Annotated in this window: 13 protein-coding genes and 1 pseudogene; 12 read left to right on the forward strand and 2 right to left on the reverse strand. The window is 48.9% G+C overall.

The genetic code is table 11. From position 1 onward, the window contains the following. From O71_RS14755 to O71_RS14795, 10 genes and pseudogenes are all read left to right on the forward strand, one after another. Nucleotides 1-2,258 (forward strand): methyl-accepting chemotaxis protein (locus O71_RS14755; RefSeq protein WP_007658215.1); only part of this gene is annotated, 2,258 nt, incomplete at its 5' end. A gap of 14 nt (nt 2,259-2,272) precedes the next feature. Next, nucleotides 2,273-2,872: a chemotaxis protein CheW gene (locus tag O71_RS14760; protein WP_007658216.1), complete on the forward strand. Its 600-nt coding sequence runs from the start codon at nt 2,273-2,275 to the stop codon at nt 2,870-2,872. A gap of 35 nt (nt 2,873-2,907) precedes the next feature. Beyond that, nucleotides 2,908-3,270, forward strand: coding sequence for a response regulator (locus O71_RS14765; protein WP_007658217.1), 363 nt, complete (start codon nt 2,908-2,910; stop codon nt 3,268-3,270). Between the two features lie 54 nt (nt 3,271-3,324). Next, a complete protein-coding gene (locus tag O71_RS14770; protein ID WP_007658226.1) occupies nt 3,325-4,449 on the forward strand; it encodes a chemotaxis protein CheB in 1,125 nt (374 codons plus the stop codon). After that, the gene (locus tag O71_RS14775; RefSeq protein WP_007658228.1) at nt 4,446-6,080 is read left to right on the forward strand and encodes a chemotaxis protein CheA; all 1,635 of its coding nucleotides are present in this window, start codon (nt 4,446-4,448) and stop codon (nt 6,078-6,080) included. Before O71_RS14770 ends, O71_RS14775 begins: the two co-directional genes overlap by 4 nt. A 12-nt stretch (nt 6,081-6,092) precedes the next feature. Next, a complete protein-coding gene (locus O71_RS14780) occupies nt 6,093-6,578 on the forward strand; it encodes a chemotaxis protein CheC (protein ID WP_237717859.1) in 486 nt (161 codons plus the stop codon). Nucleotides 6,579-6,616: 38 nt separating this feature from the next. Then, complete coding sequence (locus O71_RS26575; RefSeq protein ID WP_255345398.1) at nt 6,617-6,739, forward strand: hypothetical protein; 123 nt, start codon at nt 6,617-6,619, stop codon at nt 6,737-6,739. A 222-nt stretch (nt 6,740-6,961) separates the two neighbouring features. After that, complete coding sequence (gene speE / locus O71_RS14785) at nt 6,962-8,290, forward strand: polyamine aminopropyltransferase (RefSeq protein WP_007658231.1); 1,329 nt, start codon at nt 6,962-6,964, stop codon at nt 8,288-8,290. Beyond that, a pseudogene (locus tag O71_RS14790) lies at nt 8,262-9,354 on the forward strand (agmatinase family protein). Before speE ends, O71_RS14790 begins: the two are co-directional and overlap by 29 nt. A gap of 70 nt (nt 9,355-9,424) precedes the next feature. Then, complete coding sequence (locus O71_RS14795) at nt 9,425-9,757, forward strand: phage holin family protein (protein WP_007658238.1); 333 nt, start codon at nt 9,425-9,427, stop codon at nt 9,755-9,757. Between the two features lie 73 nt (nt 9,758-9,830). Here the strand turns inward: O71_RS14795 and O71_RS14800 are convergent, their stop codons facing one another. Beyond that, entirely contained in the window at nt 9,831-10,163 is a 333-nt protein-coding gene (locus O71_RS14800) for a four-helix bundle copper-binding protein (RefSeq protein WP_007658239.1), read from the reverse strand. A 170-nt stretch (nt 10,164-10,333) separates the two neighbouring features. Between O71_RS14800 and recQ the strand changes: the two genes are divergently transcribed. Both recQ and O71_RS27375 read left to right on the forward strand, forming a co-directional pair. Beyond that, the gene (recQ, locus tag O71_RS14805; protein WP_007658240.1) at nt 10,334-12,208 is read left to right on the forward strand and encodes a DNA helicase RecQ; all 1,875 of its coding nucleotides are present in this window, start codon (nt 10,334-10,336) and stop codon (nt 12,206-12,208) included. A gap of 44 nt (nt 12,209-12,252) precedes the next feature. Continuing rightward, on the forward strand, nt 12,253-12,468 hold the full coding sequence (locus tag O71_RS27375; protein ID WP_369750947.1) for a helix-turn-helix domain-containing protein: 216 nt from the start codon (nt 12,253-12,255) through the stop codon (nt 12,466-12,468). A gap of 79 nt (nt 12,469-12,547) precedes the next feature. Here the strand turns inward: O71_RS27375 and O71_RS14810 are convergent, their stop codons facing one another. Next, entirely contained in the window at nt 12,548-14,068 is a 1,521-nt protein-coding gene (locus tag O71_RS14810; protein WP_007658242.1) for a S8 family serine peptidase, read from the reverse strand. Nucleotides 14,069-14,441: the final 373 nt, after the last annotated feature.

Raw genomic sequence — 14,441 nt, forward strand, 5'->3', positions numbered from 1 at the left:
AGAAAATTACGGTAGAGGCTCGCGGTGAAATTCTCGACCTGAAGGAGAACCTGAACCAGATGGTGGATTCACTTAACATCTTCGGTGACGAAGTAACCAGAGTGGCCCGTGAGGTAGGTACTGAAGGTAAACTGGGCGGACAGGCGAATGTGCCGAACGTAGCGGGTACCTGGAAAGACCTGACCGATAACGTAAACTACATGGCCTCCAACCTGACTTCTCAGGTACGAGACATTGCCAAGGTAGCGACAGCCGTAGCGAAAGGTGACTTGAGCCAGAAAATTACGGTAGAGGCTAGAGGTGAAATCCTTGACCTGAAGGAAAACCTGAACCAGATGGTGGACTCCCTGAACATCTTTGCTGACGAGGTAACCCGTGTGGCAAGAGAAGTGGGTACGGAAGGTCGTCTGGGTGGTCAAGCCAATGTACCGAAAGTACGCGGTACCTGGAAGGAGTTGACCGACAACGTGAACACCATGGCTTCCAACCTGACCCTACAGGTGCGCGACATCGCGAAGGTGGCAACTGCTGTAGCGAAAGGTGACCTGACCCAGAAAGTGTCTGTGGACGTGAAAGGTGAGCTCGGTGAATTGAAGGAAAACATCAACCGCATGGTGGACTCGCTCAACATCTTCGCCGGTGAGGTAACCCGTGTGGCCCTTGAAGTGGGTACAGAGGGTAAGCTGGGCGGCCAGGCCAACGTACCAAATGTAGGCGGTACCTGGAAAGACCTGACTGATAATGTAAATACCATGGCCTCTAACCTGACAACGCAGGTACGAGGTATAGTACGCGTAGTAACCGCGGTGTCGAAAGGTGACCTGACCCAGAAACTGACCCTCGAAGCAAGAGGCGAGGTGGCAGAACTGGCCGATACGATCAACACCATGGTGGTTGACCTGAACCGATTGGCGGGAGAGGTTAGCCGCGTGGCGAGAGTAGCGGGTGTGGAAGGAAAACTGACTGAGCGTGCGACACTCGCAGGCGTAGGCGGTAGCTGGAAAGAGCTCGTGGATACGCTCAACGACCTGTTGGAGTCGATTGTAACGCCGGTACTGGAAGTATCCCGCGTGGTGCGTGCGATATCTGAAGGTGATTTAACGCAGAAGGTAGAAGCCCACACCGCAGGTGATATCCTGGACATGGCAAATGCCTTGAACCTTGCCGTTGACAACCTGAATGCCCTGCTTGGTGAGATCAATGACTCTTCACTTGTTGTGGGAAGTTCTTCGGAAGAGATGGCAGACAAAGGTCTTGAAATGAACCGCGTAACGCTGGATGTGGCGCTTGCCATGCAGCAAATGGCGGAAGGTGCTCAGAATCAGGCCCTCAAGACAGACCAGGCCTTCAAATTGATAGAAGAGATCATGAAAACCACGAAAGACACGGCCAACCGTGCGGAAGTGGTGAACAAATCAGCCTTGCTGGGTGAGGAAACTTCGCAGTTAGGTCTCAAAACAGTGGCAGAAGTGGTGAAAAATATGGAAGAAATCTCCAGCTCTGCCTCCCTTACCTCTAAAACGATTGAAGTACTAAGTGCCCGTTCGCAGGAAATCTCCAAGTCCCTGGGTGTAATCACCGACATTGCCGCTCAAACGAACTTGCTGGCCTTGAACGCTGCCATTGAGGCGGCCCGTGCAGGTGAGGCAGGACGTGGTTTTGCGGTAGTAGCCGAGGAGATACGTAAACTGGCCGAAGGGTCACGCAAGTCAGCCAGCGAAATTGCGACACTGGTAGATGACGTGAAAAAAGATACTGCATCAGCTGCAATGGCGATCTCAACCATGGAAGGCCGCGTTCTCAAAGGAAAGAATGCGACATTCGAAGCATCCGGCGCCTTCAAAAACATTGCTGCTTCCAGTGGTGAAACGCTACGTACCGCACAGGACATCCTGACGGCGACTGAGGTACAGAAGTCATCGATCGGGGACGTAGTAAAATACGTGGAAGAGGTGGTAGCCATTGCCGAGCAAACGGCCTCCGGCACACAGCAGGTGGCTAGCACTGCCAAGCAACTGTCCACTTCGATGCAGGAGCTGACATCATCTTCTCAGAACCTGAACGACATTGCCGCGGATCTTCAAATCAGTATCTCCGCCTTCAAGCTGGTAGATGGCAACCTGGTGTTCAACCACAGCCCGAACAATCGCCGCCTGGCTTCCATGCCAACCAAGCCGAAGCAAAAGCAGCTTGCCGGCAATGCTCGTCTGAGCTCGGTAAGCTCCCGAAACAAGAACAGCGAGGACAATAGTAAATAAACCGCTCCGGACTGATGAAAGAAAAGACGAACAAAAAAGAGGCGCCATCAGCAGGAGCAGCCGTTGAATCCGGAACGGATAAGACAGCTGAGACTGCAGTGGCTTCTGCCAAAGATAATCCGGCCAAGCCTGAAGCGGTAAAGGAAGAAATGATTCACCTGATCGTTTTCAAGCTTGGAGCGGAAGAATATGGTATCAAGATTGATCAGGTAAAAGAGGTAACCGTTACGCCAAATGTAACCCGTATGCCCCGAACGCCTAATTTCATTAAAGGGGTAGCCAATATCCGTGGTGATATTATCGCGATCATGGATCTGGAAGAGCGCTTTGGCATTCGTCCTGTTCCACTGGCCGGAGACCTGAATCCGCACATTACCTATACCCTGGTGATTGAAGCAAAGGAGTACAGCATTGGGGTGATCGTGCGCGAAGTACCGCAGTCCCTGAACCTGTCTATGACCAAAATTGACAAGACTCCCTCATTTCTGCAGGACATCAATATCCATGAGAATTACATAGAAGGCATTGCCAAGGTGAACAACCGCCTAATCATTGTACTGGATATGTACAAAATCCTGACACAGGACGAGATCAGAGAGTTGAAAAGTAACTAAAGCCGTTCATTCAAATTGAAGCTATACTTTAAAGTATGAAAAGAATTCTGATTGTAGATGACTCTTTCTACATGCGCACAATGCTCAAAAATATGCTCACCGATGCGGGCTATGAGATCGTTGGAGAGGCGCCCAATGGGCAGACAGCACTTGAGCTGGCCAAAGAAACCAATCCTGACCTGATTACCCTCGATGTGATTCTGCCAGACAATACAGGGCTTGATGTGCTGAAAGGCATTAAAGCAGAGCAGCCTGATATGAAAATCGTGATTGTGAGTGCCGTAGGACAGGAAGTGATCGTGAATGAGGCCCTGGAGTATGGAGCACTTTCGTACATCGTAAAGCCTTTCTCTGAAGAGAAGGTGCTGGAAGTAGTAAAGAAAGCGCTGGACGAATAGCGCTGTTCTGACTTAAAAAGTACTCATTGTTGGCAGTAGGAAAGGAATCGTACTTTGAAAGGACAGGAAAGCAAGCTAAAAGTGCTCGTTGCTGACAGTTCAAGCCATGCCCGTCTGGTGTTGGAAAACATCCTGAGTGGTTCAGCTGATATGGAAGTGACAGGCCTTGCTTCTAATGGAGCCCAGGTGCTGGAATTATTGCGCCGCCATCAGGTGGATGTGATACTGGCTTCAGTAGATCTACGAAAGAACGAGCAACTACTCGTCTTTAAGCAGGTTTTCAGCGAATGCCCTACACCGATTGTGATGTTGGTGGAGAAAGAGCAACTAAGCCTGGAACTTCTTAAGGATGCGATAGACCTGGGTGTTTACAGTGTCATCCTGAAACCTGGCCCTACGGCAAGACCTGCTTACAGAACTATGGCAGAAGAGATCTGCAGGAAGGTATCAGCAGTGCGTGACACTGAATACTGGGATCCTCAAAAACGTTTGAGTATGCTGGGAGAGGAAATGCTGATTTTCCCGCAGGTAGCTCAAAAGGATTCCAGGAATGTGACAGCGGACACCATCATTGTGATAGGAGCTTCGACTGGTGGAACCCAGGCCGTAGAGCAGATCATCCGGCAGCTAGACCCGAGGCTCAAAGCTGCAGTACTGGTTGCTATACACCTGCCACCTAAGTTTACGCACAGTTACTCACGCAGGCTTAAGGGTATGACCGAACTTACCGTACTTGAAGGCCGCACGGGACTTATACCTAAGCCCGGGAAAGTTATAATAGCCCCTGGTGGCAGGAACATGATTGTACACACGGTCATGGGCAACGCCTCTAGCCTGAAAATAGGTTTTAGTGAAGACAGTGGCGCAGAGCATGATCTGCCTTCAGTGGACAAACTGATGCAGGCGGTGGCGCAGAGTGGTGTGAGGCGCGTGATCGGAGTTATCCTGACAGGTATGGGGAAAGACGGCACAGCTGGAGCCAAAGCCATTGCACTTCGAAAAGGAGGACATGTAATAGCGCAGGATGAAGCCTCGTCTGCCATTTTTGGAATGGCAAAATCTGCGATAGAAAGCGGAAATACCGACAAAGTGCTGCCTTTGTCAAAAATTGCCCAGTACCTGAACCGGTACGTGGCAGCAGAACAGCAGCAAGTCAGTACAACTGACGTGAATTCATGAAATCGAGAGAGCAGGAGTATAAAGAGATATTTATAGCAGAAGCGCTGGAATACTTCGACGCCCTAAACAGGCTCATCAGCGAACTGGAAAAACGACCGCAGGACGATCAGGTGCTGGCGGAGATATTCCGTATGCTGCATAACCTGAAGGCGAATGCGAAGGCGATCGGCTATCTGCAGATCTCAGACGTATCCCATAAGCTCGAGACTGCCTTTGGCCTCATCCGCAATAAGGAACTGAGCTTCAGCGACGAGGTGGTAGGCGTACTTTTTGACGGCATCGACCTGCTTGGCGAGCTGATCAAAAGCATTGACAGCGAACGGCAGGTGGAGGTTGATCCGGTACTGATCCGCAACCTCGACATCATTGTCGACAGCTTATCGGACAGCACAGTAGAGTTGGCCAAGGTGCAGAAGTTCAGCACTTCCCGCAATCTGACACTGTCCGACCTGATTTACATTCAGGTAAAGAAGCTGGATCACCTTATGAACCTGGTAGGGGAGCTGATCATTGACCGTGACCGCATCCTCTCGCTCAGCCGCGAACTGGATAGTGACGAACTAAAGACGGTGGGTTCTCACCTGTATCGCATTACAGAAGACCTGCAGTATAGTGTAATGGATGCACGCCTGGTAAGCATCGGTACTTTGTTCAACAAGTTCCCGAGGGTGGTGCGTGATATTGCAACTGCAGAGAAAAAGGAAATTGACCTGGAGCTGAGCGGACAGGATATTCAGATTGACCGCAACATTCTGCAGATCATGACAGATTCATTGCTGCACCTGGTGCGCAATGCCATTACGCATGGTATTGAGAAGCCTGAGCAGCGTGTGAGAGCAGATAAACCCAAAGCCGGATTACTGCAACTCTCAGCCCGCAGCGACCGCGAAAGTGTGGTGATTACGCTTACTGATGATGGGAAAGGTATAGATATCAGGAAAGTGAAGAATGCAGCGGTGGCCCAGCAGTTGGTACCAGCTGATGTAGCTGAAAACCTTCCTGATTCAGAGGTATATTCTTTCCTGTTTGAGCCAGGCTTCTCACTCGCCAAGGAAGTGACCGAATTTTCAGGTCGGGGTGTGGGATTAGATGTGGTGAAGAATGCAATTGATTCAATAGGCGGGCGCATCCGTATAGAATCAGAGAAAGGCAAGGGGACCAGCTTCATACTGCAATTACCAACCTCCATTGCAGTAAAAGGCGCTCTTTTGTTTGAGATAGACAGTATTTTCTACGCCATTCCACTGATTCACACAGATTCAGTGGTGGCACTGGACAAAGACGAACTCCATGAGGTAGGCGAGGTGCTTGTTGCCGATATCAAAGGGGAAACAGTGACTGTTGTATACCTGGACGAACTCCTGAATGTGGAGGAAAGCCAGATGCGTCTGGGTGACAAAACACGGTTGAAAGGCCAGGTGCAGAACATAATCATTGTTTCGTACAACAACCGTAAGCTTGGTCTGATCGTGGATAAACTTTACCGTCAGCAGGACATTGTGGTAAAACCACTTAGCAAACCGCTGGATAGCATAGATTTATATGGTGGTGTCACACTGCTTGGTACAGGCAAAGTATGCCTGGTACTGGATGTGCCTGCCATAACCAGATACTTTGTGAATAGAAGATGAGGAAATGAGGCGATGGATAACAGAACTAATAACACGACGAACATGATGGATACGCATGTAACCGAGTTGGAAAAGGACATTATCAAAGAGATCCTGAATATAGGACTGGCCCGAGCTGCCGATTCTTTCGCTGTGATCGCCAAAGATAAAGTTATGCTGAAGGTGCCTGATGTGCAGCTCATTGAAGTAAAGGACCTTATTTCGCTCATTGCTAAATATGAAGACACACATTTTATTATTCAGTCTGATATAAAAGGCGATTTCAATGGAGCTACGCTCATGCTCTTTTCAGAGGAGCACATCAGCCTGCTCTCCAGTGTGTGCCTGAGCATGCTGAATGTGCAGAAAGGCGAACTGAGTGTCATGCAGGAGTCCCTTTTGCTCGAGATCAGCAACATCATTACCGGCGCTTGGTCACCCAGCTCGCCAATATCCTCAAAAGCAACATCTACGGCTCGCCACCAAAGGCGCCTAAAAATCATATTGCTAATTCGCTGAAAGACATTCTGGTACAGCACCCACTTTTCCAACCACTCGTGTTTACTGTCATCACCAAGTTTCAGCACAATTCAAAAGACGTGGAGCTTCCGCTGCTTTTGTTCTTCGACACCAGCACCCTGCTTAAAATGCTTGAAATCATCAGAACTTTTAAGGTATAGATTTACCTGATCAAAAGTTTTTGGAATAAAATATCTGACGAGCTATACCTGTCGGGATGAACCCACCAGGTATAGCTCGTTCACTTTTTAGGCTATCCCTGCCATAATTCTGACCCCATTGACGAACCGTTGCGTAAAGTCTATTTGAAAGGTCCTGTTTGAATATAGCGTCAGTTTTCGTTTTTTTGCATTTTTATATATTTGAAACCACACAGTCAATTAATGAACGCCTTAGGAAGACACATTTTAGTTGAATTTTACGATTGCTCTCCTGAACTGATGAACGATGTGATGCACATCGAAAACAGCATGGTTGCCGCTGCCGAAACAGCCGGAGCCACTGTCATCAACAGTACATTCCATCACTTCTCGCCTTATGGCGTGTCAGGTGTGGTGGTAATTCAGGAAAGCCACCTGGCCATCCATACCTGGCCGGAGTATGGCTATGCGGCCGTAGACCTTTTCACCTGTGGCGACTCTGTTGACCCATGGGTATCTTATACCTATCTGAAAGAAGCATTCCAGTCAGGTCATGGCTCGTCTATGGAGCTACGACGTGGCCAGCTAAGTCTGCTGAAGCGTAACGACTTCAACCTGGAGACCCTGCGTGACGCGACCGCTAAGACCATAGAAGCCGATGGCTCTATTACAAGGGATGTCTGGTTCACGGAGCGCGATGAAAACATCGCTCTTTCGTTGAAGCACACAGGTAACCAGCTTTACAAGAAAGATTCTGAGTACCAGCGTGTGGAAATTTATGAAACGCTCGCCTACGGCAATATGCTGACGCTGGATGGCATGGTGATGTGCACACAGAAAGATGAGTATGTTTACCATGAGATGATCACCCATGTGCCAATGTTTAGTAATCGCTCAGCCAAGCGCGCCCTGGTGATCGGTGGTGGTGACGGTGGTACGGTGCGCGAGCTCCTGCGCCACGAGCAGCTGGAAGAGGTGACACTTGTTGAGATCGATGAACTGGTGATCGAAGCGTGTAAACTGCACCTTCCGGAAACAGCCGTCGCGTTTGACAATCCGCGCCTCAACCTGCTGGTAGCGGATGGCATCAAATATATTAAAGAGTGCGCCGACGAGCATTACGACCTCATCATTGTGGACTCAGCTGATCCGGTTGGCCCGGGAGAAGGTCTGTTCACAGCAGAATTTTACAAGGAGGTATACCGTTGCCTGACGAAAGACGGTGTGATGATCACGCAGAGCGAGTCTCCACGCTTCAACTCCGCTGTGTTTGTAGAGATCTACGATACCTATAAGAAGATATTCGGACAGGAGAAAGTACACTGTTACCTGGCGGCTATACCTACTTACCCGACTGGCACCTGGAGCTTCTCTTATTCAGCGAAGGGCAATGCGAATCCATTGCATTTCGATAAAGAGGCAGCTGCAGCTTTCTCTCAGAAAGAAGGCCTTAAATATTACAATGAAGCTGTGCATACGGCTGCATTCGCTCTTCCGAACTTTGTGAAGGAGCTTTTAAACACAAAACCTGAAAATGTAACTGATGAGTACTCAGCAGAACCAACCAACTAACAGTAAGCAGCAAAAAATCGCAGCCTTTGACCCCAATGGTGTTGGCGATGTGAATGGGGGGCTTTTTGGTCTGCCCTTTACAGTAGAAGAATCGGAGGTTGTGCTTATACCTGTGCCTTGGGAAGTAACCGTGTCTTACAGTGCCGGTACGGCAGCCGGCCCACAAGCCATCAAGGAAGCCTCTCCTCAGCTTGACCTGTTTGAGCCCGCCATCAAAGAAGCCTGGAAGTTAGGAATCGCGATGGAGGAGATATCAGAAGAATGGGCTGCTGTGAGCGATAACCTGCGCCAGCGGGCGGAGAATTATATTAACTGGCTGGAGGAGGGAAGCCCCGAGGCTGACAGGGCTGAATTTGAGAACCTGCCAACAGAAGTGACTGATAAAGGGGAGGAACTGCTACAGTGGCTGAAGTCGAAAGCGCATAGCTACCTGGATCAGGGGAAACTGGTTGGCGTAGTAGGCGGAGATCACAGCACGCCGCTTGGTCTGATGCATGCGCTGGCTGAACGCCACGAGGAGTACGGAATTCTGCAGGTGGATGCGCACGCTGATTTACGTGACGCTTATGAGGGCTTCAAATATTCGCATGCCTCTATCATGTACAATGCCTTGCAATTGCCTCAGGTCAAAAAAACTGGTGCAGGTAGGTATACGCGACATCTGCCAGGCAGAAGCAGAGTTGGCCAATCAGTCCAACGGACGAGTAGCTATTTTCTACGACAGCGTGCTGAAAGAGAATATGTATGAGGGCGACAGTTGGAAGAAAGAGTGTAAAAAGATCATTGCCCAGCTTCCTCAAAAGGTATACATCAGCTTTGACATCGACGGGCTGGACCCGAAACTCTGTCCAGCTACTGGTACACCTGTGCCTGGCGGTCTGGAATTTGAAGAGGCCGTATACCTGATCAAGGCACTGGTTCGTTCAGGCCGTGAAATCATCGGTTTCGACCTGTGCGAAGTTGCCCCTGGCGATAGTGAGTGGAATGGTAATGTTGGTGCCCGATTGCTTTACAAGCTGTGCAACTGGATGGCTGTCTCTCAAAAACGCTTAGAGGTACAGTAGCTTACCTTTATTCCCGCTTTGTCGTATAGCGTGATAGGAATAATATACTATCACTATATATCGAAACAAAATGGGAATCATTATTAAGATTTTATTGACCGGTGTAGCCGCTCTAATTGGAGCCTACATTTTGCCAGGTGTGCAGATTGACGGTTTTGGGGCAGCATTGATCCTGGCTGTGGTACTGGCCCTGCTCAATGCAGTAGTTCGTCCGATCCTGGTTATTCTGACTATACCTGTTACCGTACTGACACTTGGTTTGTTCCTGCTGGTCATCAATGCGCTGATCATCCTGTTAGCCGATTCCCTTGTGGGTGGCTTTGATGTGGATGGTTTTCTGTGGGCCCTTATCTTCAGTTTGGTGCTCTCACTGATTGAAGCGTTATTGGATATGATTTTCTAGCATCCGAACCTCCCAAAAATAGAAAAGCCCCTGGTGTAAATCAGGGGCTTTTCTATTTTCATTATTTCATTGCTTATCGAGTCATCCAGGCTTCACAAGCGTCAGCACACTCACGGCAGGCGTCAGCACACTTCTGACAATGATCATGGTCGTGCTTGCGGCACTCCTCTTCGCATAGGCGACAAATCTCGATACACTCTTTCATAACGTGCTTGGCATGGGCCGAGTCGCGGGCTACAAAGCGTGCTGTGATGGTACAGATGTCGGCGCAGTCGCGATCCAGCATGATGCAGCGCACCATCATTTTTACATTATCTTCCTGCAGACAGGCAGTTGCGCAGGCTTCACAGGCGGTGATACATTTTATGAGCACATGCTCTAATTCATTTGTTCTCTCTGATTTCATAGTTTACAGGTTATAAGGTTCATACTTTTACATAAAGTACGGCTCGAAAGTGTCATTGTTTATTTATTGGGTAAGTACCACCAGAACAGGAACCTATTTCACGTCGATATTGGTTAACTTTGGGTTTAGTACAGCAATTCTATTTCGCATCGTTACACTTTCTACAAGGCATGAGTTTAGGTATAAGAGAAGCACGTGAAGCATTAAAACTGTATTTTGGTTATGAGCAGTTCAGGCCTATGCAGGAGCACATCATTACCAATATTTTGCAGCAGAAAGACGTAGTGGTGCTCATGCCGACCGGCGGCGGAAAATCTGTCTGTTACCAGGTGCCTGCCGTGGTGATGCCCGGTCTATGCGTGGTAGTTTCTCCTCTGATCGCCCTGATGAAAGACCAGGTGGAAGCTCTCCTGGCAAATGGTATACCTGCCGCATACCTGAACAGCTCCCAGACAGCAGATGAACAGTACCAGATTGAGGAGAAAAGCCTGGCAGGTCAGATCAAATTGCTGTATGTCTCTCCTGAAAAATTACTTTCCGCTGGCTTTTTTTCCTTTTTGAAGCGGTTGCAGGTATCCCTTTTCGCTGTAGATGAGGCGCATTGTATCTCGGCATGGGGGCATGACTTCAGACCAGAGTATACCCAGCTTCGCGCCCTCAAGCAGCAGTTCCCCGCTGTTCCTGTGGTAGCACTGACTGCTACAGCTGATAAGCTGACCCAGAAAGACATCCAGGAGCAGCTCCAGCTGCGACAGCCTGAAGTTTTTGTGGCTTCATTTGACCGGCCAAACATCAACCTTATGGTGCTGCCCGGCCAAAACAGATTCAATAAGATCACCGATTTCCTCTCACGCCGACATGGCCAGCCGGGCATTATCTATTGTCTGAGCCGAAAAGCGACCGAAAGCCTGGCAGGCAAGTTGCGTGAAAACGGCTATAATGCCACTTTTTATCATGCCGGTATGAGTGCCCAGCAGCGTTCAAAAGCGCAGGAGTCCTTTTTGCGTGACGATGTGCTGATCGTTTGCGCCACCATTGCATTCGGTATGGGGATTGACAAATCGAATGTACGCTGGGTGATACATTACAACTTGCCTAAAAATGTTGAAGGCTATTACCAGGAAATCGGACGTGCCGGGCGTGATGGTGCGAAGTCAGACGCACTCCTGTTCTACAGTTTTGCCGACGTGATGAATTTGCGCACTATGCTGTCTGATAATGACAAGTCGCAGAATGAGCTGCAACTCGTTAAACTAGAGCGTATGCAGCAGTTCGCTGAAGCCACTTTCTGTAGAAGACGAATTTTGCTGCAGTACTTCGGGGAGCAGATGAGCAGGGATTGTGGCAACTGCGATATCTGCCGTAATCCTCCCAGCCGCTTTGATGGTACCCTGATTGCACAGAAAGCATTGTCTGCCATTGCGCGATCGCAGGAAAAACTCAACATGAGCCTCCTGGTGGATGTGTTGCGCGGCTCACGCAATAGCCAGGTAATGGCAGGCGGGTACGACCGCATCAAAACCTATGGTGCAGGCCGCGACATTGGCACCCTGGACTGGAACCGTTATCTGCACCAGATGCTCAATGCAGGCTTGGTAGAGCTTGCCTATGACCAGAATTATACCTTGAAACTGACTGAGCAGAGCAGGCAGGTACTCTTTGATGGTCGCAAAATAGAGCTGGTTAAGTTTGAAGACGCCAAGCAACAGACCGAAAACTTGCAAAGAGAGAAACCAAAACGAGAAATTATCAAGGATGCGCTGTTTGAGCGGCTTCGTGCTTTGCGGAAACGCTTGGCTGACGAGCAGAATGTGCCTCCTTACGTTGTTTTTACAGATAGCACGCTGCAGGAAATGGCAGCAGAAAAGCCTGCGAATCGCATCGCGATGTTGGCGATCAGTGGGGTCGGAGCTCAGAAGTTTGAGCGCTACGGGCATAGTTTCATCAATGAGATCATCGCCTTTCTGACAGAAGAGCAGGCAAAGGGGAGTGCGATTAAAGGGGCTACGCATTTAGTTACCTGGGAGGCTTATCAGCAGGGCTAAGTCCGGAAGAGATAGCTAGGCGCCGGAACCTGAATCCTGTCACGATCTATTCGCACCTGGCTACTTTGCTGGAACAGGGTTACGATGTGCCTGTGCACGATTTTGTTTCGAAGCGCGAATATGAAGCCATTATTGAGGCGATCGAACAACTTGGCAAAGATGCCAAACTGAAGGATTTATATGAACACCTGGAGGAACGTTACGAGTACTTTAAGATACGGCTTTCGCTGGCCATGCACAAAATGCAGTACGCCTGGTAGTTTACAGGTATAGAGTCAACAAAAAGAAGGCCGTCCAAATCTGGACGGCCTTCTTTATTATTGTAACAAGGAGTATGAATTACTCCACAGAAGCAATTGGATCTGGCCAGCTGTCTTTGTCACCGTTTACGATACCCTGTGAAAACACCTCACCACGAAGCAACAGAATACCAGCCACGTGAGGCGCAGCAAAGGAAGTGCCGCTTCCGACGCTACCGATACCACCACCAATGCGGGTAGAAGTTACACTCACACCAGGGGCTGTATAATCAACAGGTGCGCCATAGTTGGAGCTGGACCAGAAGTTCTGGTAGCGGTCCATCGCGGACACTGTGTAAACTCCCGGGGCATTCACACGGGCCGGAGAATTAACGGAGCAGTCTACAGCGCTATTACCAGCTGCGATTGCAAACAGAATGCCTCTGCCAGCTGCAGTAGTCACGGCATTGTCAAGTGTGCTGGAGATGCCGCTACCGAGGCTCATGTTTACCACGTCACCAGGCTTGGCCATGTTGGTCACATAGTTTACGGCACTGATGGCACGTGACACAGTGCCATATCCTGTGTTATCAAACACGCGCAGCGCTACAACATTTGCATTTGCAGCTACGCCCACCATGCCAGTGCCATTGTTTTTGGCGGCGATGATACCAGATACATACGTACCATGACCGAAGCCGTCCTCAATAGAGGCATCACCATAGATAAGTGACGTACTGCGCTGGAAGTCTATATTCAGATCAGGGTGATCGGTATCTATACCTGAGTCAATTACCCACACCGTTTTGCCGGTGCCGTCTCCGTAGCCATTCATGGCAATGTGCCAAGGCAGGGTTTCACCTGGAAGGGGAGTTATTTTTGCATACGGGCTGCTGGTTGGCTGCTCAGGCTCTGGTTCTGGGCTTGGCTCTGTTGGAGTCGGCTCTGTAGGAGTTGGTTCAGTAGGTTCCGGCTCAGTCGGAGCAGGTTCTGTAGGAATAGGTTCCGTAGGAGTTGGTTCTGACGGGGCAGGCTCGGTAGGTGCAGGCTCTGTGTTTTTATTCTTTCCATTGCCATTACCATTACCATTGCCTTTCGTCGTGGTACTATCGTCTTTCGTTTTACCGTTGCCTTTCGTCGTGGTACTATCGTCTTTCGTTTTACCGTTGCCTTTCGTCGTTGTATTGTCGGTACCCGGCTTTGCAAGCATAATAATACGATCTTGTTCAACGTAGGCTACTTCTGGGTTTTTACGCAACTGATCTAACTGATCTTTAGAGAGTCGGGCTGCAAAACCGTTTACATTTCCTTCAAAAGTTTGTTGTATAGCTTCACGCTCTATTCCTGCTGTAAGCAGCATTCGTTCACGCAGGGCTACAGTTGCGGTACGTCCGGCTACGGTCATGCCACTCACACCGGTTGCGCTTAAGTTGTTTCCTCCATTTTTAAATACCACAATGTACTGGCCAGGTATAGCCTGTCCGTGTTGAGTATCGACCTGAACAGAATCAGTCTGAAACTGCTCTTCCATGAAGTCCTCTTTCTGACAGCTTGAGAGGGTGAATACTGACGCCAGGGCTAAACCTGACAACGCCTTGAATAGTGTAGAATTGTTCATCATATAAGTTTGGTTGGATTGGGTAAATTATTGAATTAAATTTTTCACAATGCCTCGTAACAACACGAGTTTTTGAAAAGTTTAAGGATGCGATAAAATTGTAAAAATTTTATGCTGGTAACAGATTTGGAAGGGCGTAGTATTCCTGTCTACATTTTTAAATGTGGATTCTTAAAGATGTGGCTCGTGCAATGAGCCCAACAGGATGTGAGGTTTTAGTAGATTTTAATCATATAGTATGCGTTTAGGGTTACTTTTCACGAAAGATAATTGGATAAAAAGTAAGATTGCAAACTTATTGCGAAATAAATTTTAATTGAACTATTGATGGGTTCTATTAAGATGATTTAAATGATTATGCATTACTATAATTGAA

Origin of the sequence: Pontibacter sp. BAB1700 (assembly GCF_000277005.1) — a bacterium.
GTDB lineage: Bacteria > Bacteroidota > Bacteroidia > Cytophagales > Hymenobacteraceae > Pontibacter > Pontibacter lucknowensis.

Coding starts and splice junctions, on each gene's coding strand:
- O71_RS14760 (WP_007658216.1), top strand. CDS start 2,273: ATGAAAGAAAAGACGAACAAAAAAGAGGCGCCATCAGCAGGAGCAGCC.
- O71_RS14765 (WP_007658217.1), top strand. CDS start 2,908: ATGAAAAGAATTCTGATTGTAGATGACTCTTTCTACATGCGCACAATG.
- O71_RS14775 (WP_007658228.1), top strand. CDS start 4,446: ATGAAATCGAGAGAGCAGGAGTATAAAGAGATATTTATAGCAGAAGCG.
- O71_RS14780 (WP_237717859.1), top strand. CDS start 6,093: ATGGATAACAGAACTAATAACACGACGAACATGATGGATACGCATGTA.
- speE (WP_007658231.1), top strand. CDS start 6,962: ATGAACGCCTTAGGAAGACACATTTTAGTTGAATTTTACGATTGCTCT.
- O71_RS14795 (WP_007658238.1), top strand. CDS start 9,425: ATGGGAATCATTATTAAGATTTTATTGACCGGTGTAGCCGCTCTAATT.
- O71_RS14800 (WP_007658239.1), bottom strand. CDS start 10,163: ATGAAATCAGAGAGAACAAATGAATTAGAGCATGTGCTCATAAAATGT.
- recQ (WP_007658240.1), top strand. CDS start 10,334: ATGAGTTTAGGTATAAGAGAAGCACGTGAAGCATTAAAACTGTATTTT.
- O71_RS14810 (WP_007658242.1), bottom strand. CDS start 14,068: ATGATGAACAATTCTACACTATTCAAGGCGTTGTCAGGTTTAGCCCTG.